21 protein-coding genes are annotated in these 21,106 nt (G+C 65.2%); 4 read left to right on the top strand and 17 right to left on the bottom strand.

Annotation, left to right across the window (positions count from 1 at the left end; translation table 11 throughout):
* Position 1: 1 nt before the first annotated feature.
* The 6 genes from AC59JP_RS13050 to AC59JP_RS13025 all read right to left on the bottom strand — a co-directional run bounded on the left by AC59JP_RS13050 (position 2) and on the right by AC59JP_RS13025 (position 6,324).
* Positions 2–1,018, bottom strand: coding sequence for a fumarylacetoacetate hydrolase family protein (locus tag AC59JP_RS13050; RefSeq protein WP_497326193.1), 1,017 nt, complete (start codon positions 1,016–1,018; stop codon positions 2–4).
* 25 nt (positions 1,019–1,043) lie between these two features.
* Positions 1,044–1,436, bottom strand: coding sequence for a nuclear transport factor 2 family protein (locus tag AC59JP_RS13045; RefSeq protein ID WP_497326192.1), 393 nt, complete (start codon positions 1,434–1,436; stop codon positions 1,044–1,046).
* The gene (locus AC59JP_RS13040) at positions 1,433–2,911 is read right to left on the bottom strand and encodes an aldehyde dehydrogenase (protein ID WP_497326191.1); all 1,479 of its coding nucleotides are present in this window, start codon (positions 2,909–2,911) and stop codon (positions 1,433–1,435) included. Before AC59JP_RS13040 ends, AC59JP_RS13045 begins: the two co-directional genes overlap by 4 nt.
* Before the next feature lie 163 nt (positions 2,912–3,074).
* On the bottom strand, positions 3,075–3,911 hold the full coding sequence (locus AC59JP_RS13035; protein ID WP_497326190.1) for an HpcH/HpaI aldolase/citrate lyase family protein: 837 nt from the start codon (positions 3,909–3,911) through the stop codon (positions 3,075–3,077).
* Position 3,912: 1 nt separating this feature from the next.
* Positions 3,913–5,079, bottom strand: coding sequence for a CaiB/BaiF CoA transferase family protein (locus tag AC59JP_RS13030; RefSeq protein ID WP_497326189.1), 1,167 nt, complete (start codon positions 5,077–5,079; stop codon positions 3,913–3,915).
* Positions 5,080–5,118: 39 nt separating this feature from the next.
* Entirely contained in the window at positions 5,119–6,324 is a 1,206-nt protein-coding gene (locus tag AC59JP_RS13025; RefSeq protein WP_497326188.1) for an FAD-dependent oxidoreductase, read from the bottom strand.
* A 93-nt stretch (positions 6,325–6,417) separates the two neighbouring features.
* Here AC59JP_RS13025 and AC59JP_RS13020 point away from each other — a divergent pair, with 93 nt between their 5' ends.
* A complete protein-coding gene (locus AC59JP_RS13020; RefSeq protein ID WP_497326187.1) occupies positions 6,418–7,350 on the top strand; it encodes a LysR family transcriptional regulator in 933 nt (310 codons plus the stop codon).
* A 5-nt stretch (positions 7,351–7,355) separates the two neighbouring features.
* On the opposite strand, the gene AC59JP_RS13015 is transcribed toward AC59JP_RS13020, so the two are convergent.
* The 10 genes from AC59JP_RS13015 to AC59JP_RS12970 all read right to left on the bottom strand — a co-directional run bounded on the left by AC59JP_RS13015 (position 7,356) and on the right by AC59JP_RS12970 (position 15,912).
* Positions 7,356–8,561 carry an NAD(P)/FAD-dependent oxidoreductase gene (locus tag AC59JP_RS13015; protein WP_497326186.1) on the bottom strand — a complete coding sequence of 402 codons (1,206 nt, stop codon included), beginning with the start codon at positions 8,559–8,561 and terminating at the stop codon, positions 7,356–7,358.
* Entirely contained in the window at positions 8,558–9,394 is an 837-nt protein-coding gene (locus AC59JP_RS13010; RefSeq protein ID WP_497326185.1) for an HTD2 family dehydratase, read from the bottom strand. The genes AC59JP_RS13015 and AC59JP_RS13010 overlap by 4 nt, the downstream gene beginning before the upstream one ends.
* Positions 9,391–10,776, bottom strand: coding sequence for an MmgE/PrpD family protein (locus tag AC59JP_RS13005; protein ID WP_497326184.1), 1,386 nt, complete (start codon positions 10,774–10,776; stop codon positions 9,391–9,393). Before AC59JP_RS13005 ends, AC59JP_RS13010 begins: the two co-directional genes overlap by 4 nt.
* The gene (locus AC59JP_RS13000; RefSeq protein ID WP_497326183.1) at positions 10,773–11,984 is read right to left on the bottom strand and encodes a cytochrome P450; all 1,212 of its coding nucleotides are present in this window, start codon (positions 11,982–11,984) and stop codon (positions 10,773–10,775) included. The genes AC59JP_RS13005 and AC59JP_RS13000 overlap by 4 nt, the downstream gene beginning before the upstream one ends.
* On the bottom strand, positions 11,981–12,181 hold the full coding sequence (locus AC59JP_RS12995; RefSeq protein ID WP_497326182.1) for a ferredoxin: 201 nt from the start codon (positions 12,179–12,181) through the stop codon (positions 11,981–11,983). The genes AC59JP_RS13000 and AC59JP_RS12995 overlap by 4 nt, the downstream gene beginning before the upstream one ends.
* 131 nt (positions 12,182–12,312) lie before the next feature.
* Entirely contained in the window at positions 12,313–12,582 is a 270-nt protein-coding gene (locus tag AC59JP_RS12990; RefSeq protein ID WP_497326181.1) for an antibiotic biosynthesis monooxygenase family protein, read from the bottom strand.
* Between the two features lie 11 nt (positions 12,583–12,593).
* On the bottom strand, positions 12,594–13,139 hold the full coding sequence (locus AC59JP_RS12985) for a flavin reductase family protein (protein WP_497326180.1): 546 nt from the start codon (positions 13,137–13,139) through the stop codon (positions 12,594–12,596).
* A gap of 5 nt (positions 13,140–13,144) precedes the next feature.
* Positions 13,145–14,344, bottom strand: coding sequence for an acyl-CoA dehydrogenase family protein (locus AC59JP_RS12980; protein WP_497326179.1), 1,200 nt, complete (start codon positions 14,342–14,344; stop codon positions 13,145–13,147).
* Positions 14,345–14,491: 147 nt separating this feature from the next.
* A complete protein-coding gene (locus tag AC59JP_RS12975) occupies positions 14,492–15,343 on the bottom strand; it encodes a dioxygenase family protein (protein ID WP_497326178.1) in 852 nt (283 codons plus the stop codon).
* Positions 15,340–15,912 carry an NADPH-dependent F420 reductase gene (locus tag AC59JP_RS12970; protein ID WP_497326177.1) on the bottom strand — a complete coding sequence of 191 codons (573 nt, stop codon included), beginning with the start codon at positions 15,910–15,912 and terminating at the stop codon, positions 15,340–15,342. The genes AC59JP_RS12975 and AC59JP_RS12970 overlap by 4 nt, the downstream gene beginning before the upstream one ends.
* Before the next feature lie 108 nt (positions 15,913–16,020).
* Between AC59JP_RS12970 and AC59JP_RS12965 the strand changes: the two genes are divergently transcribed.
* The 3 genes from AC59JP_RS12965 to AC59JP_RS12955 all read left to right on the top strand — a co-directional run bounded on the left by AC59JP_RS12965 (position 16,021) and on the right by AC59JP_RS12955 (position 19,131).
* Complete coding sequence (locus AC59JP_RS12965; RefSeq protein ID WP_497326176.1) at positions 16,021–16,515, top strand: MarR family winged helix-turn-helix transcriptional regulator; 495 nt, start codon at positions 16,021–16,023, stop codon at positions 16,513–16,515.
* Between the two features lie 149 nt (positions 16,516–16,664).
* Complete coding sequence (locus tag AC59JP_RS12960) at positions 16,665–17,606, top strand: NAD(P)H-binding protein (RefSeq protein WP_497326175.1); 942 nt, start codon at positions 16,665–16,667, stop codon at positions 17,604–17,606.
* Between the two features lie 157 nt (positions 17,607–17,763).
* Positions 17,764–19,131 (top strand): MFS transporter, encoded by a 1,368-nt coding sequence (locus AC59JP_RS12955; protein WP_497326174.1) that lies wholly within the window; start codon positions 17,764–17,766, stop codon positions 19,129–19,131.
* A 70-nt stretch (positions 19,132–19,201) separates the two neighbouring features.
* On the opposite strand, the gene AC59JP_RS12950 is transcribed toward AC59JP_RS12955, so the two are convergent.
* Entirely contained in the window at positions 19,202–21,106 is a 1,905-nt protein-coding gene (locus AC59JP_RS12950) for an FAD-binding monooxygenase (RefSeq protein WP_497326173.1), read from the bottom strand.

Raw genomic sequence — 21,106 nt, 5'->3', positions numbered from 1 at the left:
ACTACTTGCCTCCGCGCGTTCCGGTGATCGTGTTGGTGACCGAACCCAGTGCGCTCGAGCTGATCTCGACCACATCGCCCGGTTTCAGGAACGCCGAATCGTCGGCGAACTTGCCCTCGGAGTCGCGGGTGCTCGAGTCCACGGCCGTGCCCTTCGGAGTGCCGCCGCTGATCAGATCTCCGGGGAAGAGGGTGGAGTCGCGGGACAGATACTCACCGAGAGAGGCAAACGTGTGGATCATGGACTTCGTGTTGCCGCTCTGGCGGACCTCACCGTTGACCCGAGCCTCGACGGGAATGTCCTGTGCGTCGAGTCCTTCGTCGACGACGATCCACGGGCCGACTGTGGCGGCACCGTCGAAGTTCTTCGAGTACTGGAAATCCGGGCCGAACGAGACGTTGTCACGAATCGACCAGTCGTTGACCAGCGTGTATCCGTAGATGTACTGCGCGAAGTCCCCGGCTGCGATGTCCTTGCCACGACGGCCCAGGACGACGGCGACCTCAGCTTCGTAGTCGAGCAAATTCGTCCGGGCGGGGAAGTTCAGGTCGTCTCCGTCCGCGGAGACGACACGCGGATCCTTGATGAAGTACTTGGGCCCGCCGGCCACGAGCTTGTCCAGCTGCGCCTTGTCGGCGCCGCTCGAGGTGTTGTCCGAGGCGGCCTGCATGTGGTCGGCAAAGTTCGCCAGCGCGGCGAAGATGCGCGACTTGCCCTCGATCGGCGCGTGCAGAGTGACTTCGGTGAGGGGGTGTACCAGTTGTTCGCCGTCGATACCCGTCGACGTCGTGCGCGTGGCAAGGTGGTCGAGCGCCGCGCGTGCGGCAGCCAACGCGTCGGCGCCCTGTTCGATGAACGAGTTGAGGTCTGCGGGGACCTCGTAAGCCGCCCTCGCGGCGGCGCGTGCGACGTCGTCCTTCTCGGTCAGGTAAAGGGCGTAGGCGCCGTTCACGTCGACGACCGTGTCGTCGACGACGACGCCGACACGCCGCTGCGGTCCGAATACTGCGATCTTCATGAGTCTCCCTGTGGTGGTGATGATGTCAGTTCTTCGGCGAGGCCGGATCGACACCGACGTCGTCGAGCAGTCGGCCACCGGCCGGCGTCAGGCTGTAGATGGACAGGCTCGAGATCAGGCCGTCGCGCACGGTGAAGAAGTCGCCGAGAACGACGACGTTGCCGTTGACCTCGAGATCGATCTCGACAGCCACGTCGTCTCCGTCGACCAGGAGGCGGCGCGGCGACGGACGCATCGTGGTGCCCGCGTTGAGCCCGCCGTGGTACATCCGTCCGATCGCCTCGGAGCCCGTCAGCGTTCCGGCCGCATTGCGCAGCACCGCATCCGGTGCGAAAAGCGCCGTCACCGCGGCAGCGTCACCAGCCGTGACACCAGCGAAGTACGCGGTGACGACGTCGGCCGGCGATAGTGCGCTCATGCCTCGAGGTATCGAGTCGAGGCGTACACCGACTGATACTCGAGGTACGCGTCGAGTCCCTCGGGTCCGAGTTCGCGTCCGAGTCCCGAATCCTTGAATCCGCCGAACGGCGCACCCAGATCCAGTGTGTAGTAGTTCAATCCGATGGTTCCGGTGCGGACGCGGCGCGCAACGGCCAAGGCGCGATCCTCGTCGGCGCTCCACACCGAACCACCTAGTCCGTAGTTGCTGTCGTTGGCGATCCGGACGGCGTCGTCGTCGTCGTCGAACGGGATGAGCGCCATCACCGGGCCGAACACCTCCTCGCGTGCAAGCCGATCGGAGTTGTCGACATCGGCGAAGACAGTGGGCTGCACGAACCAGCCGCGTTCGAGATCGGCCGGAGCGCCGCCGCCGGTGATCAGGCGCGCGTTCGAGTTCTTCGCGATATCGATGTAGCCCAACACCTTGTCCCGATGGCCGCTGGTCGCCATTGGCCCCATCGTCGTGGCCGAGTCCAGAGGATCGCCGAGCACATAGGAAGCGGCGAAGTTTCCGATCGCCTCGACCACCTCGTCGTAGCGCGAGCGAGCGATCAGGATGCGTGACTGGGTGGTGCAGGTCTGGCTGTTGTTCAGGAACGAGGCGTTGTCGAGACCGGCCAGGACCGTGTCGATTTCGGCGTCGTCGAGAACGATGGCAGCGGACTTGCCGCCGAGTTCGAGCGTCGACCGACGCAGCAGGCGTCCACATTCCTGACCGATGATGCGGCCCGCCTCGGTGGATCCGGTGAAGGCGATCTTGTCCACCAACGGGTGGGACACGAGAGCGGCGCCGGCATCGCGGTCGCCGAGCACGATGTTCAGCACTCCCGCCGGAAGGCCGGCCTCGAGCGCCGCATCGGCGAACACGTAGGAGTCGAGAGCGGTTTCGGGCGACGGCTTGAGAACGACTGTGCATCCCGCAGCCAGCGCGGGCGCGATCTTGAACATCGCGAGTGCTTGCGGGAAGTTCCACGGAGCGATGGCTCCGACCACGCCGACCGGTACGCGACGCACGATCGTCGATCCTGCCTGGCTCGGCCGAACCGATTCCAGGGGAAGGGCTTCGACTATGTCGGCGTACATGCGCAGCAACGCGCCGGGCGCACCTCCGTTGAGTGCCTGCGACAACCCCAGGATCATGCCGTTCTCGCGGCTGACCAAGGTGGCGGTGTCCGAGGCCCGCGCATCGAGCGCATCGGCGAACGCACGAAGCATCACGGCGCGTTCGGCGGCCGTGGTGCGGCCCCACGGGCCCTCGTCGAGCGCGACGCGAGCGGCTCGTACGGCGCGGTCGATGTCGGCTTCACCTGCGAGCGCAGCGACGCCGAGTCGCTCACCCGTCGCTGCTTCGATCTGATCGCGGAGTTCGGTTCGCACAGGGTCCACCCACTCGCCGCCGATGAAGAAGCGGGTGCGGTCAAGACTGCTCGGCCTGTCGACGGTGACGGACATGCGGGTTTCTCCTCGGTGCGATGGGACGAACTCTTCTTCGGCCGGGAGACTGAGACTCCGGTCACGTTCGAGCTTGGTGTTTCGGATCGGTCAGCGCAACGCCAGGAACTTATCCATCGGCATACCCGCGGCGTATCGTTGCTGGTGAGAAGGCTGAAAAACGTCAGACCGGGGTCGGTTGCTCGGGAACACCGGCGGCGCGCAAAATGCGTCGCGCGCGGGAGATGACCGGTGCATCGACCATGAACCCGTCCACTTTCGTCGCCGCGCCCGTGAGTGCGGCGGCCATGATCCGCGACGCGGTCCGGACCTCCTCGTCCGAGGGCGTGAAGGCGACCCGCGCAGGAACGACCTGCGACGGATGAATCAGAAGCTTGCCCCCCATCCCCAGGTCTCGGGAGTGGGAGATGTCGGCGGTCAGCGCCTCGACATCGTCGACGGCGGTGGTGACGCCGTCGATCGGCGGAGGCTTCTCACCGAGGCGTGAGGCCAGCACCAGCTGGGACCGGGCATGCAGCATCGCAGTCCTGGTCGGCTCGGCGCCGATGTCCACGGCGTAGTCGAGGTGGCCGAAGGCCAACCGCGCCACGTCCGGATCGCGAGCAAGCGAGTTGGAGACGTGGATACCGGCAGCAGTCTCGACAAGAGCAACGACCGGCCTGTCGACCGTCCCTGCGATGCCGGCCCAGTCCACGCCGAGGTCTGCCTTGGGAACGATCACGCCGCACAGGCCGGACACCTCCGACAGTGCCTCGATGTCATCCCAGTGATGTTGGCTCGCAGACGAATTGACTCGAACACACCCAACCCCACCGTGTGCGAGCCACGCCGCGACGTGTGCGCGAGCCGATGCCTTGGACTCGTCCGGCACCGCGTCCTCGAGGTCGAGGATCACCACGTCGGCGCCTGCACGGGCGGCTTTGTCGAACCGGTCGGGGCGGTCTCCGGGGACGAAGAGAAAAGTGGACGCGTGCGAGACGGGCGCAGGGATCGACCTCACCTCACGCCCCGCTGGCGACGGCGACAGGCGCCGCGATTCCGAACTCGGCGAGCACTGCATCGGTATGTTCACCGACCTCAGGGATCGGACCCATGACCGCCGTGTTGTCCGACATCGTGACCGGGGGTATGAGCGCTCGTAGTTCGCCGGCCGGGGATCCGTACGTTCTCCATCGATCACGTGCTGCGAGTTGTGGATGTGCTGCAAGGCCATCCATCGTTCGAAGCAATGCATTCGCGATCGATGCGTTCTCCAACTGCTCGGCCACGGCCTCGGCGGTGTGCGAGGCGAAGACCGCCTCGATCGCGCTGCGCAACTCGGCATTGTGTTCCACACGCGCGGAGTTTCGAACGAATCTCGGATCGATCGCCAGATCCGGGGTATGGAGGATCCGGTCGCAGAAGATCGCCCACTCCCGCTCGTTCTGTATTCCGAGGAAGACCTCGCTCCCGTCGCCACACGTGAACGGACCGTACGGCGCGATGGCCGCGTGTCGCGCACCGGTTCGCGACGGCGACGTCCCGCCGTACATCGCATAGTTGAGCGGAAAGCCCATCCATTCGGCGAGCGCCTCGAGCATGGCCACTTCGATCGTGGCACCCTCACCCGTACGTTCCCGCCGGATCACCGCGGTCAGGACGCCGGTATAGGCGTACATCCCGGATGCGATGTCCGCGATGGAAATTCCCACCTTCGACGGCTCGTCCTCGGTCCCGGTTATGGAGACCAGACCGGCCTCGCACTGCACCAGGAGGTCGTATGCCTTCTTGGTCGAGTACGGTCCGCCGTCCCCGTAGCCGGAGATGGACACGTGGATCAATCGGGGGTTGCGTTCGCGCAACTGCTCCGCGCCGAGTCCGAGCCGCTCGGCCGCACCAGGTGCGAGGTTCTGCACGAAGACATCTGCCTCGTCCACAAGAGCATGCAGTGCGGCCCGACCCTCGTCCGACTTCAGGTCGAGCGCCACGGATTCTTTCGATCGGTTCAGCCACACGAAGTGACTGGCGAGGCCGTGAACCGTCTCGTCGTATCCCCGTGCGAAATCACCGACCCCCGGGCGTTCGATCTTGATGACGCGGGCACCGAGGTCTGCGAGCTGACGCGTGGCAAAGGGCGCTGCGACCGCCTGTTCCAGCGACACGACAGTAAGTCCGTCGAGAGGGTTCATGTTCTGACACTTCCGTTTTCGGTGGATGATCGCCTGCCGTCAGACGGACAACAGCGAAGGACTCTCCAGGGTCTTGGTGAAGTAGAGGACCTCTGCGGCAAGGTCGCGGTCCCGAGACATGCGCCGGAAGACGTCGAGGTCGCGGTCACGCTTCACTGGATCGGAGGAGTGGAACAACAGCAATTTGTTCGACGATGCCCTCGGACTTGCCTTGTCCACGAAAGCAGAGCGTCGCTGTCGGGCGTACTCGGTGAGAATGTCGTCGCTCGCGTGGCCGGTTGCCACGGCCCCGAGCCCCTCGATCAACGAGTACGCGTCGAACAGGCCCATGGTCAGACCGAGGCCGCCGGTCGGGTTCGTGGCGTGTGCGGCGTCGCCGGCCAGGAGCACCCGACCGCGCCGGAACGTCGACGCGGCCCGCTGATGCATGCGGTACGGAGAGGAAGCGACGACCTCGATATGCTCGGCAACGTCGTCTCCGAACACTGCGCGCAGATACCGGGGCATCCGCTCGTCGATCGAATCTGCCGGCAGATCGGCATCTTCCATGTACGTGTATCGCCAAAGGCCGTGGTCTCCGGATTCGTCGATCTTCGCGAAAATCGCTCCGTAGACGTCGTGAAGATAGAACGTCGACTGAGCCCAACCCTCACGGTCGTCGGGAAATCGAATGTTCGTGGCGACGAATCGCTCGGGCCAGGTCATGCCGTCGAAGTCCAGCCCGGACAGACGCCGCACAACCGAGCTCGCACCGTCGGCGCCGACCACCCACTGCGAGCGCAGCACACGCTCGTCGTTCGGGCCGCGAACCGACACGTCGACGCCCGTAGCATCCTGGCTCAGCCCGGTGACCTCGTGACTCCACAACACACGCACGTTGTCGAATTCGACCAGCGCCTCCAGGACCACAGCAGCCAATGCGTTCTGTCCGAGGTGCAGATTGAAAGGACGGCTCACCTTCCCGTCGAGGGCGGCCAAACCGTAGGAGATGATCTCGCCGGTGTCGCGCACCCGATACGCGTAGTCCTGCTTGAAGAAACCCACTCGACCGGCCTCGTCGAGCAAGCCCAGGCGGGCCAACCCGTCGAGGGTGGACCAGTGATAGACGATGGCACGCGGGGTGTCCTGCAATCCGGGCGAGCGCTCGACGACGGTGACCTTTACGCCCTGTTGCGCCAGACCGAGCGCCGTCAGAAGCCCGGTCGGACCTGCGCCGATCACTGTCACCTGCTGATCTTCGGACACTTTTCCTCCATCACTTGCCGTGGTTCTTCACGATCCTGCAGTTGTGACCGAAAGGCCAATACCATTGCGATGCCCTAGCAATACACTCGGCGCATGGACATCCGGAGCGTCAACTATTTCCTTGCTGTCGCCGAGGCCGGTTCCATCACCGAGGCAGCCCGCATCCTGCATCTGTCTCAACCCCCTCTGAGCTCGGCGATGACCAAGCTCGAGTCCGAACTCGCCGTTCGGCTGTTCGACCGGCACCCCCGCGGCATCACGCTCACCGATGCCGGTCGATACCTGCAGAACGCGGGGCGGCGACTCGTAGCCGAGGAACAACGCATCACGTCCGCACTCAGATCCATGGGGCAGGGCTTCGACGGCGAACTACGCATCGGCGCGGAACCGATCGGTCTGTGGCATCTGGTCAATTCCGCCGTCGCCGACTTCCTGTCGGAGTACCCGCGGATCACCTTCGAGCTCGCCGATGCCAATCCCCTTGTACTACTGGAGAATTTGGCCAACGGGTACCTCGACCTGGCTGTAGTACCTGTGCTGGTCGAAGAGCCGCTGCCGGTGGTGAACGAAGTCGCTTTCGACACCACCGTCATCGCGCACTCGCCGCTCACACTCGTCGTCTCGCAGGGATCGCACCTGTCGACCCGACGGTCCGTCTCCCTCGCCGATCTGCGACACGAGCGGTGGATCCTTCCGTCGCGAGTCCCGGGTGCGCGTAGCCTGTCCCGCTTGATCGACGACAGATTCGCAGCTGTCGGTGGCAGCCCCAGCTCGATCGTGTCGGTACCCACCGTGGAGACCGCAGCCGGCCTGGTAGCGGCCGGCGTCGGGGTATCCGTAGTCAGTGCCGAACTGGCGCAACACCATCCGGGAATGGTGACGCTCGAGGTCGAGGGCGGATGGCCCGACCTACCGCTCGGCGTGGTGACGCGACGCGGGGGCGTGGTCACCCCCGTCGCCGCCCGATTCATCGAGATGTTGCGCACTCGCAGTGCAAGCGACTCGGCGCGCACATCGGCCACCTGACGCCGTCAGGCCCCCACGGAGACAACCTCGAGTGCCGCCGACACCGCCGTCTCGCGTCGCAGCATCGCCCGTAGCTTGACGAACTCGGCACGTCGCTCGAACGCCAACACACCACTCACCGTGTCACCTCGGGTGTAGAGGTACAGCGAACCGCCAGGCCCCGGGCATTCCACTATTTCCTCAGCGCCGGTGACAAATCCGGAGAACTGGATCCGGACACCGTGTTGATCCGACCAGAAGTACGGCACGGTGACACAGTCGAGTGGGGCCTGACCCGTGACGGCGTTGGCGGCGTTGATTCCCGCTGTCCGGCCGTGTTCGGCCGCATTGGTCCAGTGCTCGATGCGCATGGTCGCGCCGAACCGACCGTTGGGCCAGGTGACGACGTCGCCGGCGGCGTACGTCCGATCCGCTGCGCGCAGCGTCGAGTCGCACACGATTCCGTTGTCGAGAGTCAGACCCGAGTTCTCCATCCACCCGGTGGACGGTCGCACTCCGATCCCGAGGAGGATGACGTCGGCCGAGATCGTGGCGCCGCTTGCCAGGCGCAACACCCGCCCGCCCGCGGCATCCTCGACACCGGTCACCGCGTCGCCGAGCACAAGGGTCACCCCGCAATCACGGTGCAGTGCTGCGTATTTCGACGCGACCGGATCGCCGAACCTCCCGAGTGGTTTGGGATCGAGATCGACTATGGTGACCGGCCGCCCGTCCTTCGCCAGTGTCGCGGCGAACTCCCCGCCGATGAATCCTGCCCCGATGACCGCCACCGACTTGCTACGGTCCGCCACGGCACTGCGGAGGTCGGCGGCGTCCTGAAACCGCCTCAGCACGAAGACGTCCGGAAGATCCCGAAACATCGGCGGGAAGATCGGCTCGCAGCCGGTCGCCAGAACGGCTGCGCCGTAGGCGATGTCTCCGTCCGTCGTGGTGACCTTGCGTCCGCCGACGTCGAGCGCGGTGACCCGGGTGTTCAGACGAAATTCGACGCCGTGATCGCGCAGGGTCGCTACGGAAGGATAGGTCAGAGCGTCGAGATCGAGACTCTCGCCGAGGGCGATCTTCGACAGCGGCGGACGCTCGTAGGGCAGATGCGGCTCGTCGCTGACCATGGTCACCTGCACCTGCGGCGCATGCCGTGAGATCGCCTCGGCCGCTCGGACCGCGGCCACCGAGCCGCCCACGATCAGGACGTCTGTCGCGGCGGTCATCGCTGCGGTCCGTCGGTGGTGACCGGCTCGGACAGAGTGCCCACCGCGCACACGACACCGTCTGCACTGCGCGCCTCGGCGCCCACCTCGAGGCCGTCGGCGCTCGGGGTCACCGTCACAGTCTGCGGTCGGGTCATCGGGGAGACCAGCCGGTATCCGAAGGTGCGGTTCACAAGCGAGATACCTTGGCGCCGCATGTGATCGGCCATCAGGAACGCCAGAAGCGGGCCATGGATCACCAATCCGTCGTATCCCTCGCGGCGGCACCAGTCCAGGTCGTAGTGAATGCGGTGCGCGTTGTAGGTCAACGCCGAGAAACGGAACAGCAGCGCCTCGTTCACCGAAAGAGACAGCGACGGTTCGCGCACCGGATCCGCGGCCGGAGCAGGCGCCGGGAGTGGCGCGGACCCGCCCTCCCGGTAGACGATGTCCTGCTCCTCCCGGATGACGAGCTCGCCGTTCTGGGAGATCTCTTGCAACACGGTCGTGAGCGTGAGCGCTCCCGTCCGGCCGACCTTGTCCACCGACTTCGCGATGGAGGTCACCTTGGTCGCCGGTTCGCCGATGCGCAGCGTCCCGAACGTGGTGACGCGCCCGCCGCCGAACATGCGCCGACGGCCGCCTCCCGGAGGGGCGGGGATACCGACCACCGGGTGGCCGTCCTCGCCGAGGTCGGCCTGGGGGTCCCGAGGAAGCAGATGCAGCCAGTGCCAGATCGGCGGAACTGCGTCGCCGAGGGCGTGGGGTACGTCGATGTCGAGAAGTGCGGACATCGACTCGACCGGTTCCGCCGAGATCACCTCGGTCCGCGAAATCGTCTCGGGTGTGGTCATGATGAAAGCACCCTTTCGGCCGCGAGCACGGCAAGGAGTTCGGTCAGATCTGGAGCGTCGTCGAGGGTTTCGACGGCGGACACCAAGCGGGAGGCGACGTCCCCACCCAGTGGGCGAAGCACCGACGTGGCCTTGGCAACGACCTCGTCGTGGGAGAGCGGGCGCACAGCGGATCCTCGCGCGTCGGTGGGGTTCCCCGCCTCGACGGTGACCGTTTCGCCGTCGGTGAGTACGAAGGTGAGCCGCGGTCCGTCCTCGATCTGAATGGAATCGTCGACCACCATGGAGATCGACTCCAGGATCTCGGCGATGCGTGCCTCGCCGTTGCGTGGTGGGTCGTAGTCCGCGAGTCCGAGGTCGCTGCCGCACAGGGCGAGGGCGACAGCGTAGGGGAGGCTGAACTGGGCGTCGAACACGTTCTCGATCGGCGACACCGACAGCATGTTCACCGCGGTGGTGCCGGCGGTGATGGTCACCGAACGCACGGTCTCCGGCGTCAGACCGCGCTCGGCGATCAGGGCCCGGACGGCGTCGACCGCGGAATGGCTTCCGCGACAACAGGCGTACGGCTTGAGATAGGAGGATGCCACGTTGAAGTCGACACCCAGGTTGTGCAGCGCTCGATCCGGATGGCCGACGCCACCGGCGAGGACGGAATGCAGTCCGCCCCAAGCGGCCTCGAAGATTCGCCGCGGACCGGTGATACCACCGACGGCCAGAACGGCGGCGTCGACACCGGTTTCGCCGGCTTTGCCAGGATGAATTCGCTTGGTCAGCGCGCCGTCGTCGATGAACGCCCACACGCCTCCGGTGAACGACCCGGCGATACCCAAGGCGTCGGCGAAGGACTCCCGGTTCGCACCGAGAAGCGATGCGGCGGCGGCCGCGGCGCCGAAGCTGCCCATGGTGCCGCTCGAATGCCATCCCCGATCGGTGTGGGCGGCAAAGCCGCCGAGGGACTGCAGAGCGCGATAACCCACGTCGTATCCCGCGACGACCGCCGTGATCACTTGCCGTCCGGTGGATCCGGCGTGCTCGCCCACTGCCAGAGCTGCCGGGAGCACCGTGGAACCGGCGTGGCCGGCGCCGCCGCCGTCGTCGAAATCACGGGCGTGCGCCGAGGTTCCGTTGACCAGTGCGGCGTGGGCGGGGGTGAATCGGTGTCCGGTACCCCACACCACGGACCCGGTCGGCGAGGACGAGAACGGAACCGACGAGTCGATCACCGCCGACACCTCGGGGGTGCTCGCTCCCACGAGCGCGACCGCGAGGGTATCGAGGATGTGGTCCTTGATTCCGGCGACGACATCGCGCGGGAGGTCGTCGAACTCGGTGTCCGCCCATTGCCGCGCAAGACTTTCCGTGATGGTCGCGGCGGTCACGCTCCGGCCCCCGCGGCGGGTCGGCGCTCGCGTGCGGGCCCGAGGTCGACGGCGAGCGAGTCGACGAGCCAGCGTCCACCACCGTGGCCGATCCGCGTGCCGTCGTCGACCACCGTGGCGTCGGGGTAGCGGTCGAGCAGAAATCCGACCACTTCCTCCATCTCGACCTTGGCCAGGCTCTGGCCGAGACAGCCGTGTAGTCCGGTGCTGAAGGTGAGGGGCTGCACACGTTCGCGATCGATGTCGAACTCGTTCGGATTCTCGAAGCGAGCGGGATCGCGGTTGGCCGACCACACGGCGACGTGGACGTCGGATCCCGCCGGGATGGTGGTGCCGGCAAGCTCGATGTCCTCGGACGCGATCTTGCTGACGATGCCGGGCCGGGGGTAGAGCCTGCACGCCTCGACGACCGCCGCAGGAATCAGGGATCGGTTCTCCTGCAATCGATTCCAAGTGTCACGATCGCGCAGGAGAGTCCACACGACAAGCGCGGTCTGATGAGAGGTGTTCACCGAGCTCGCCTCGAGCATCGCGGTCGCCTCGCTCAGCAGTTCCTCGGCATCGAGCTTTCCCTCGATCTCCTGTCCGATGAGGAACGAGAGCATGTCGCTGCCGAGTCCCTGCTCGCGCTTGCGGGCGATGAGCGACTTCAGGTACGCGAAAAGTTCGTCGTACGACTCCAGGATGGAGTCCTTCAGACTCGGATCGCGTTGCAGCAGAGCAAGAGTGCCGGCGGACAGTCGTGCGACCAGGGCCGCGTCCTCGGCCGGCGCTCCGGCGAGCAGGCAGTACACCCGTGCCGGAATCTTCCGTGCCACTGTCTCGTTGAAGTCGACCGGGCCTTCGGAGCGGCCACCCGGATCGATGTCGGCGAGGATCGTGCGCAGTTCGGCGCGAATGTCCTCGACCATCGTCGGACCCATGAACCGCGCAAGCGGGGTCCGCAAGCGGATGTGTCGTTTACCCTCGGCCATGATGAGGCTGCGGGCCCTGAAGTCGTGGACGGGCCCGTCGGTGATACCGAACTGTTCCATTAGCGTCAGCGCTGCGTTGATGAAACGAGTGTCACGAAGGACCGCCGTGGCGAGAGCGAAATCGAGAACGGCATACCCGTAGTCGCCGTGGACGAGCGACTGCCCGACGACCGCCCCACCGGAATGAGTGGGCGAGTCGGGTGCGAACGGGTCGAAGGCGTGTGCAGTGGTCATGCGCGCGAGATCGCTCCCATCGGGCAGCACAGGATGGCCTCGTCGAGGTCCTGGTCTCGGTCGTCGGGCACGGACTCGGCGAGCTGGATCAGCAGGCCGTCGTCGCCGATGCGGAACACGTCTGGCATCAGCGCGGCACAGGTGCCGTTGGCATCACATCGGGCGAAGTCAACAGTGACGTCGATCATGGCGAACATCCTCACTCGTTTAGGGAACTATGGCGTGGAACACAGTCTTCGCCGTCCATGGCCATCTGACAAATATGAATAAAAGGCCCCTGCCATAGTTTTCAGCTATGGCAGGGGCCTTGGTTACGGCGTCGAACGACTCAGTACCGGTAGTGGGTCACCCGGGGCATCTCTGCGCAGAGTGGTTCGAGAATCTCGCGCACACGAGCGCCCGATTCGGAACCCGCGAACACCTCGGTGTGGTCCTCGAGCCGCTTCCAGTGCGCTGTCAGCAGATAGGTGTTCTCCCGATCGACGCTGGGAACGAGCGCCGCGTCGGAGCATCCGGGCGCGGCCAGCAGCAGCGCGCGAATCTCGTCGAACCCACTGGCCAATTCCTCGGCTCGACCCTCCCGAACGCGCATCTCCACGTGCTCCACGATCACTGTTGCGGCCCCCCACCAGCGATCGCCGACATATCCAAGAACGCGCCCCGCAAGAAGATCAGCGGTTCGTCGGCGCGCTGCTGCGCGATGGCCTCGACATGCCCGACCACGTGAAGGTGGTCACCGATTCGATCCACCGAGTGCGGAGTGCAGTCGATCGTGACGATAGCGTCGGACAGCCAGGGCACTCCCAGAGCCGACGGAGTCCAATCGACGCCGAGAAACCGCTCGGCACCCCGCCGGGAGAACGCACGACAGAGATCGCCGGCATGGGCACCGAGGACGTTGATTCCGAAGTGCTCCGCCTCGGCGAGGACCGGCCACGTGGTGGAACCGAGGTCGACGTAGAAGGCGACCAGCGCAGGATCGAGCGATACCGAGGTGAAGGTTCCCACGGTCATTCCCGCGGGCCCACCCTCGGTCATCGCCGTGATGACCGACACGCTGGTGGGGACGTGGCTCAGAACGTACCGGTAGTCGGCGGTGCTGCCCGCACTCGTGGGCGACTGCTCTGATTGCGACTGTGCCACAGCGGTGGTCATCGCTCTCACAACCCGATAGTCGGATCGTAGTTGCCGAGAAGCTGGCGACCGTAGGCCTCGCGGCCGATCTCGGGCGTCACCAGAGCGTGGCGCGATGCCGTCTCACTGTCACGCCAGATGCGTCCGAGAACGTTGACGTCTGCGAACGAGCCGGCGCCGTTGGCGGTGAGGAGGTAGTCGATCTCCTCCTTGACCAACTCGGCGACCACCCCGGTGTCGTTACGGATGCGCGCAAGAATTTCCGGGCTCGGCAGCTCGTGATTCTCCGCGGCACCGTCGATGTCTGCTGCCATCGCGTCCAGCAGGAGCTGGGCGAGACGGAGCTTGGTTGCAGCGCGCGCCACACCCAACTGGTGGGTCGGCGAGTCCTTGGCCTGACCGTATGCGGTGTAGGCCACCGGCTTCTTCGGAAGCTTCTCGCGTGTGAGCTCGAGGGCGTGACGCCCCAGACCGATCTGGGGCGCGACGAGGATGCCCGCGGCAACCGCGTTGAACGGCATCGAGGCCACGTGCTCGTCGGTGAACGGCGAGCGGAACTTGGACGCGAACATGTCGGCAACCGGCTGGACGCGGTACTCCGGCACGAAGTGATCCTTGACCACGATCGTGTCGCTTCCCGTTCCCTGCATGCCGGCGACGAACCAGGTCGGCTCGATCGTGAACGCCTCTGCAGGAATCAATGCCATTCCGGGAGCACCACCCTCGAGGGTGATGGTGAGGCTGGCCCACTGAGCTGCGAACGATCCCGAGGCGTACGGCCACTTTCCGCTGACGAGGTACCCTCCCTCGACCTTCTCGCTCTTGTCACCGGGAGAGAAGATGCCACAGATTCGGGCACCGGGATTCGCGCCGAAGACGTCCTCCTGGGCCTGAGTGGTGTTGGTTGCGCCGTACGCCGTCGCGAGCAGCGTCAGTGCGGTCACCCAGCCGGTCGATCCGTCACCGCGCGCGATCTCGGCGACGACGTCGCACGCCGTCTTGAAGGTTGCACCCTGTCCACCCCAGCGCTTGGGAACCATGACGTGGAACAGCCCGGCCGACGCGATGGCGTCGATGACCTCCGGCGAGATCTTGCGGTTCTTCGTCGCCTCGGCAGCGTGTTCGCGAATGAGCGGAATCAGCGCTGTGGCGCGAGCCACCAGGTCTGCGTCCGATACGCCGTCGGTGTCGAGGTCAGCGAGCTCGGGTGTGGCGATTGCGGTCATGTCGGTTCTCTTTCGTTCGTGAGGACGTATCCGCCGGGGTTGGTGACCCCGATCACGTCTGGCCATTCCAGAATGTGACGCGTAGCCCCTGGCCGCAAGCACACAAAATTGAGCGACCCCATGCGCCGAACACATCGCACCTGCTCGTCACGCCACCTGGAGCGATCGCGTCGAGTTTCCGAACACGAATCTGTCGATCACGGAAGTGGCGGACTGCGGATCGTCCGCCGCGCCGAGCGACAGCAGCAGCGGGACGAAATGATCGGAGGTGGGATGAGCGACTCCTGCCCCTGGACCCCGGCGCCGGAAGTCGATCAACGAGTCGACGTCTCCGTTCTGGACGCAGTGGAGAGCCCATTCGTCGAACGCCGCCGAATGCGCCACCAGTTTCGGTTGTCGCATGACCGCGAAACTGTGGGTCATGAAGCCGGAACCGATCACCAACACACCCTCGTCTCGCAGCGGACGCAGTCGAGCGCCGAGACTGAGCAACGCTTGTGGATCGAGGCTGGGCATCGACAGCTGGACCACCGGAACGTCGGCGGCTGGATACATGGCCATGAGCGGAATGAAGGCGCCGTGATCGAGACCGCGATTCGCGAATCGGTGAACCGAGGCACCGGTTCCCAGTAGGCCGGCCAGTCGTCGACCCAGATCGGACGCATCCGGGGTTGCGTACTTCAACGTGTAGTAGTGCGGATGAAACCCGCCGAAGTCGTACAGAAGCGGCGTCCCCGCCGCGGTCCCCGACAAGGCGGGCGGGGCGTCCTCCCAGTGGGCGGACACGATCACGATGGCCTTCGGCTTGGGCAGCGCGCGGCCCCATCGATACAACTCGTCCAACCAGATCGGGTCGTCCAGAGTGGGCGGGGCGCCGTGACTGACGAACAGGGCGGGCATCGAACCGTAGTCGGGCGTCCACGTCGGATGCGGTTCGGACTCGGGAAGAACTCGGGCCAGCAGGTCCGCGTACGCCCCTGCGGGCGCGGTGCTCGTCATTTCGCCACCGAGAATCCACCGGTGAAGGCGATCTTCTCGCCGATGGCGAGCTGCAACTGTAGGTAGCCGATGGCCTCGAGCTCCCGGGCCGCGGAGAGCGCCCCGACGTCCAGCGCTTGCACTCCACCCGCCGTGATCGCCTCCACAAGAGTGCCTTTGGCCGCGTCGTCGTCGCCCGCAACGAGCACCGTCGTCGGGTTCGCTCCTACCGTTCTGCTCGCGAGTGTGGGCGCGAAGGTTGTGTTGAAGGCCTTGAGGACCCGGGCGTCCGGCAGCTTCGCGGCCAGTTCGGATGCAGCCGATGCGTCGGACGGAACAGCCAGTCGGAAGGTACCGAAGTCGACCGGATTACTGATGTCGACGACAGTCCTGCCGGCGAACTGGCCGCCGTAGGCAGCCACGATCTCTCCGAACGCCGAGTACGGGACGGCGAGTACGACGAGGTCGCCGACGACCTTCGCGTCCACGCTGTCGGTGTCGATGTGCTGAACGTCGAGACCGCCGGCCGCGAGGACACCCGCGATCGCCGTGCCCATGTTGCCCTTGCCGAAAATCGTTGCGGTAGTCATTTTGTGCTTCTCTCGTGGGTGATCGGATGCGATTTAACTTTCCTTGGCAAGTTAAATCATCTACTTCAATACTTTCCGTGTCAAGTAAATTCCCGATAGGCTCGGTCCATGACGGACGAGGAACCCCCCTGGCTCGACGAGAACGAAGCAACCGCCTGGATGGCGCTCATGTCGAGCGTGATGTGGCTTCCCTCCGCACTCGACACCCAGTTGCGGCGGGACGCGGGAATCACCCACATCGAGTACGGCGTCCTGTCCAGCCTGTCCTCCTCGCCGCAGCGGACCATGCGCCTGCGAGACCTCGCTCGCATCGCGAACAGCACGCTGTCGCGACTGTCGAAGGTGATCGACAGACTCTCCGATCAGGGCTGGGTGCAACGCCGTCCCGATCCCGACGACGGTCGCAGCACCTTGGCAACCCTGACCGACACCGGCTGGGCGAAAGTCACGAAAACGGCCCCCGCTCACGTAAGGCGAGTGCGAGAACTCGTTTTCGACCAACTGACACCGGCCGAAGTCGAGCAACTCGCGGCGATCGCGTCGAAAATCTCGGCAACGGTCGGCCCGGACGGTGGGTGCACGGACCAGGTCGCCGGACGCTGACCTGCGGCGATACTCGAAACGCATTGTCTGTACGACGATCTTGGCTGTGGACCAGAAGCGCCCCCCAGTGTTGCGATGTAGCGCACGTCACAAACAGAGGACGCGGCTGCGGTGCGACACAGTCCAACCGCCCACCACAAGGAGTGCACATGAGTCGAACAATCATCAGCGGAGCATCGGGCGACCTGGGTCGAAGAGTCACACGGCTGCTTCTCGACGCCGACCCCCATCGTGAGCTCATTCTGACCACCCGCACCCCCGAGAAGCTCGCCGAACTCGCGTCGGACACCGTGCAGATCCGGCACAGCGACTACCAGTACCCCCCGACGGTCCAGGAGGCGTACGAGGGTGGCGATGTGCTCTTCCTCATCAGTGGTCTCAATCTCGGGCGGCGGGTGTCGGAACACCGCGCAGCGATCGCCGCGGCGCAACACGCGGGCGTCAGCCACATCGTCTACACCTCGGTCGGCGGCGTTCAGCCGGGCAATCCGGCACTGTCCGCTCGCGATCATCTCCAGACCGAGGCCGACCTTCGGGACTCCGGCATTTCCTACACCTTCCTGCGCAACCATCTCTACGCCGAGATCGTCAGCAACATCCTCGTGGCACCGGCCGTACCCTCGGGCGTCCTGTCGCAGGCCACCGGAGACGGAATGTTCGCTCCTGTCGCGAAAGAAGATGTCGCCAGATGCGCGGCAGAATGCCTGATGCACCCGGAGGCGCACGCCGGGCGCATCTACGAGATCACCGGTCCCGAACTGCTCGACTTCCACCAGATCGCTGCACTCGCTTCGCACGTGCACTCCTCGCCCGTCGAGTACCGGCCGGTCTCCGAGGAAGAACGTCTGGCGTTCTTCGACGCCGTCGGAATTCCGCGCACATACGACCCGAACATGCCTCCCAGCCCCGACGGTCACCTGTGGGCCAGCGACGAGCTGGTGTCGGCGGAAGTCGGTCTGGCGCAGGGTTATCAGGCGCTCCAGAGCCGCCACGTGCAGCAGATCACCGGTCGCGAGCCGGAACCGCTCGCCGCAGTCATGGAGCGGGTTCGCGAAGTGCGCTACGACAAGATCGACGCCACCGTGGCGTGACCGTCGCCTGATGGGCTCGTCGCCCTCGAGCCTTCAGCACAACCAAGTTCCTCCCCGGGGGCGGCCGGTCGTACGACGGCCGCCCTCGGCGGACACCAATGGACTGCAGTTTCGAGCACGCTGCACAGGATCTTCAGCAAAGGAACATCGATCCATCATGACCACACCCGTGGAACCGACACCGGTTCGACCGCTCGCACTCGACGACATCGAGGCTGTACCCGACTCCAGGCGGCGCGAAATCAGGCGTGTCGTGCTGTCGAGCTACCTGGGCAGCACAATCGAGTACTACGACTTCCTTCTGTACGCGACCTCGGCGGCGATCGTATTCGCACCCGTGTTCTTCTCCGACCTTTCCCCCGTTGCCGGCACCATCGCCTCGCTCGGGACATTCGCGGCCGGGTACCTGGCCCGACCTCTCGGTGGGGTCATCTTCGGACACTTCGGTGACAAATACGGCCGCAAGTCGATGCTGCTGGTGTCGATGACGGTGATGGGCGCCGCCTCGTTCCTGATCGGACTGGTCCCGCCGTCCTCCGCCATCGGGTCCTGGGCGGCCATCATGCTGATCCTGCTTCGCGTGCTGCAAGGCATTGCCATCGGCGGCGAATGGGGCGGGGCGACACTGATGTCCCTCGAACACGTCGGCGGCCGCGGTCGTGGTTTCGCGGCTGCGTTCACCAACGCCGGCGCCCCGACCGGCTCGTTGCTGGGAACTCTGGCTCTGGCCGCGGTTGCACTGCTACCCGAAGACCAGTTCCTTTCCTGGGGTTGGCGAATCCCGTTCCTGCTCTCCGCTGTTCTGCTGATCGTGGGCCTTTTCGTACGGAGCCGAGTCTCCGAGAGCCCGGTGTTCACGCAGGCACTCGAGCGCAGCGCGGCGGAGGCTTCGAGTGCCCGTGCGGCCGTTCCCCTCATGAGCATTCTTCGGCGCCCGAAGAACCTGATTCTCGTCGCCGGCGGATGCATGGCGAGCGTCGCCATCCAGATCATGTTCGCGACCTTCGCCATCGGTCACGCCACCAAGTCGGGCGTATCCCGCTCCGATGTTCTTCTCGGTTTCGCGGTGTGTCAGTTCGTGGCGATCTTCGCTCTGCTCGGATTCGCACGGCTGTCCGACCGCGTCGGCCGACGACCGGTCATGCTCACCGGCCTCGGCGTCTTTGCCGTGGTGATCTTCCCGGTACTCGCCATGCTCTCGTCCGGAAACGCGCTCCTGGTGACGCTGGCCTTCGTGCTCGGCTTCAGCCTGGTGCAGTCCGCGACGTTCGGCCCCATGGCGGCATACATCGCCGAGCAATTCGGCACCTCCGCGCGCTACACCGGAGCATCGGTCGGCTACCAGGCCGCCACCCTCCTCGGCGCGGGATTCACCCCGGTCATCCTCGTCTCGCTCCAAGCAGCGGGTGGCGGCTCCACAAACCTGGTGGGGCTCTACATGATCGGGCTGGCCGTCATCAGCGCGGTGTTCATCGCCCTGGCGCAGGAGTCCAAGGACCGGGACCTCGACACGTACGAGCACTGAGTCCAACCACAGCACCAGGGCATCCCGGCGTCGCGCATTCGATTGCGACGCCGGGATGTTCGTATGCGCATCACACGCTGTGTCCCGCCAACTCCCACGATGCCGGCGAAACCATGATGCCGGCGAAGAACTGGGCGAGTTCGTCCGCCGCAGTCGGTGGCAATACCTGCGCCACGTACTGATCCGGTCGTACTACCACCACGGCGCCGGCGCGGTCGATTCCGCGTTCGGTGAAGATGTCGCACGCCGGATCGGCAGCGAACACATTCTCGTAGTCGACGAGTCCGAAGCGGCCGACTTTCGGCAGAAACACCGCGGGAACCTGGCCGATATCGATTTCCGTATGCGGCTGCTGATGGACAACTTTCACCTCGAAGGCATCGGTAAAGCTGCCGCCGACAGGTGTGAATCGAACGAGCGGCGAATCCGGAGAATCCGTCAGCCACGATGCCAGTCGGGCCAGTGCCCCGCCGGCGGTATCGGCGAACACATAGATTCGCCAGCGGCCGTCTGCTTCGTGTCGGTGGCCGAGATGGACGGGGTTTCCGTCACACACCCGCGTCACCTGGACGGATTTGAATCGTTTGCCGATCGTGAATCCCGTTGCGCGGTCCTGATGCTCGGCCGAGCCGACGATCATGGACGGCGTGTATTCGGTCATGAAGCCCGCCGGAAACTCGGCCGTCTTGACGTAGAAGTCCTCCAACTCGGACGGGCTGTCGAAATCCTCGGGGCGAGCCGCCATCATGGACGACCATTGCTTGTCGAAATCGATGAGCTTCTGCGCGATCACCTGTCGCTCTGCGGTGTACGTAGCGAGAAGGGCCTCCGGGCTGCGGCCGGAGAGAACGTGACCGAGCTTCCAGGCAAGGTTGAAACCGTCTTGCATGGACACGTTCATCCCCTGGCCGGCCTTCGCGCTGTGCGTATGGCACGCATCGCCGGTGATGAACACCCGCGGTGCGCGTTCACCGACCAGATGCGCCGGTACGTCGTCGAAGCGGTCCGTCACGCGATGACCTACCTCGTACACGCTGTGCCAGGCCACATCTCGAACATCGAGAAAGTAGGGGTGCATGATGTCGTTTGCCTGCGCGATGATCTGCTCGATGCTGGTATTGCGGACACTGCCATTGTCGTCGGGAGCTACTTCGCCCAGGTCCACGTACATCCTGAAGAGGTGACCACCTTCGCGCGGAATGAGCAGAATGCTTCCGCCGGAGCCGGATTGGATGGCGCACTTGGTACGGATGTCGGGAAAATTCGTCACCGCCAGTACGTCCATGACTCCCCACGCGTGAAAGGCCTTGTCACCGACGGGACGGCAGCCGATCGTGTCACGCACGGCACTGCGGGCGCCGTCGGATCCGACCACGTACTTGGCTCGGATGGTGCGCTCCCGGCCGGCAAAGGGACCACCGGTGTGCGCCAAGGTAACCGTCACCGGGTACTCGCCGTCACCGACCTCGAGTGTGCGGAACTCGTACCCGAAGTCCGGTCGCATACGGGTGGGCGCGTTGACCATGAATTCGGCGAAGTAGTCCAGCACGCGGGCCTGGTTGACGATCAGGTGTGGGAACTCGCTGATCCCGGTGGCGTCGTCCGGGGTACGAGCGGTGCGCACGATGCGCGACGGGTCTGTCGGGTCAGGCTTCCAGAACGCCATCTCGGTGATGCGATATGCCTCGGCGGTGATTCGGTCGGCGAATCCGAATGCCTGGAACGTCTCGACACTGCGCGCTTGGATACCGTCGGCTTGGCCTATTGCAAGCCGGCCCGCTCGCTTCTCGATGATACGAGTGGTGATGTTCGGGAACTGCGACAGTTGGGCCGCAGTCGTCATCCCCGCCGGACCGGTACCGACGATCAGTACGTCGACCTCGTCGGGCAAGTCGTCCGGTCGGTCCACGCCCACGCCTGCTGCGGGTTGGACGCGGGGGTCGCCCGACACGTAACCGTCGTGATGAAATTGCAT

Source organism: Rhodococcus sp. 320_ES (genome assembly GCF_059691855.1).
Note: the sequence above shows the minus strand (reverse complement) of the source record. Positions and strands in the feature narration are given on the sequence as shown.

Coding starts and splice junctions, on each gene's coding strand:
- AC59JP_RS13050 (WP_497326193.1), bottom strand. CDS start 1,018: ATGAAGATCGCAGTATTCGGACCGCAGCGGCGTGTCGGCGTCGTCGTC.
- AC59JP_RS13045 (WP_497326192.1), bottom strand. CDS start 1,436: ATGAGCGCACTATCGCCGGCCGACGTCGTCACCGCGTACTTCGCTGGT.
- AC59JP_RS13040 (WP_497326191.1), bottom strand. CDS start 2,911: ATGTCCGTCACCGTCGACAGGCCGAGCAGTCTTGACCGCACCCGCTTC.
- AC59JP_RS13030 (WP_497326189.1), bottom strand. CDS start 5,079: ATGAACCCTCTCGACGGACTTACTGTCGTGTCGCTGGAACAGGCGGTC.
- AC59JP_RS13020 (WP_497326187.1), top strand. CDS start 6,418: ATGGACATCCGGAGCGTCAACTATTTCCTTGCTGTCGCCGAGGCCGGT.
- AC59JP_RS13015 (WP_497326186.1), bottom strand. CDS start 8,561: ATGACCGCCGCGACAGACGTCCTGATCGTGGGCGGCTCGGTGGCCGCG.
- AC59JP_RS13010 (WP_497326185.1), bottom strand. CDS start 9,394: ATGACCACACCCGAGACGATTTCGCGGACCGAGGTGATCTCGGCGGAA.
- AC59JP_RS13000 (WP_497326183.1), bottom strand. CDS start 11,984: ATGACCACTGCACACGCCTTCGACCCGTTCGCACCCGACTCGCCCACT.
- AC59JP_RS12995 (WP_497326182.1), bottom strand. CDS start 12,181: ATGTTCGCCATGATCGACGTCACTGTTGACTTCGCCCGATGTGATGCC.
- AC59JP_RS12985 (WP_497326180.1), bottom strand. CDS start 13,139: ATGACCACCGCTGTGGCACAGTCGCAATCAGAGCAGTCGCCCACGAGT.
- AC59JP_RS12980 (WP_497326179.1), bottom strand. CDS start 14,344: ATGACCGCAATCGCCACACCCGAGCTCGCTGACCTCGACACCGACGGC.
- AC59JP_RS12975 (WP_497326178.1), bottom strand. CDS start 15,343: ATGACGAGCACCGCGCCCGCAGGGGCGTACGCGGACCTGCTGGCCCGA.
- AC59JP_RS12970 (WP_497326177.1), bottom strand. CDS start 15,912: ATGACTACCGCAACGATTTTCGGCAAGGGCAACATGGGCACGGCGATC.
- AC59JP_RS12965 (WP_497326176.1), top strand. CDS start 16,021: ATGACGGACGAGGAACCCCCCTGGCTCGACGAGAACGAAGCAACCGCC.
- AC59JP_RS12960 (WP_497326175.1), top strand. CDS start 16,665: ATGAGTCGAACAATCATCAGCGGAGCATCGGGCGACCTGGGTCGAAGA.
- AC59JP_RS12955 (WP_497326174.1), top strand. CDS start 17,764: ATGACCACACCCGTGGAACCGACACCGGTTCGACCGCTCGCACTCGAC.
- AC59JP_RS12950 (WP_497326173.1), bottom strand. CDS start 21,106: ATGCAATTTCATCACGACGGTTACGTGTCGGGCGACCCCCGCGTCCAA.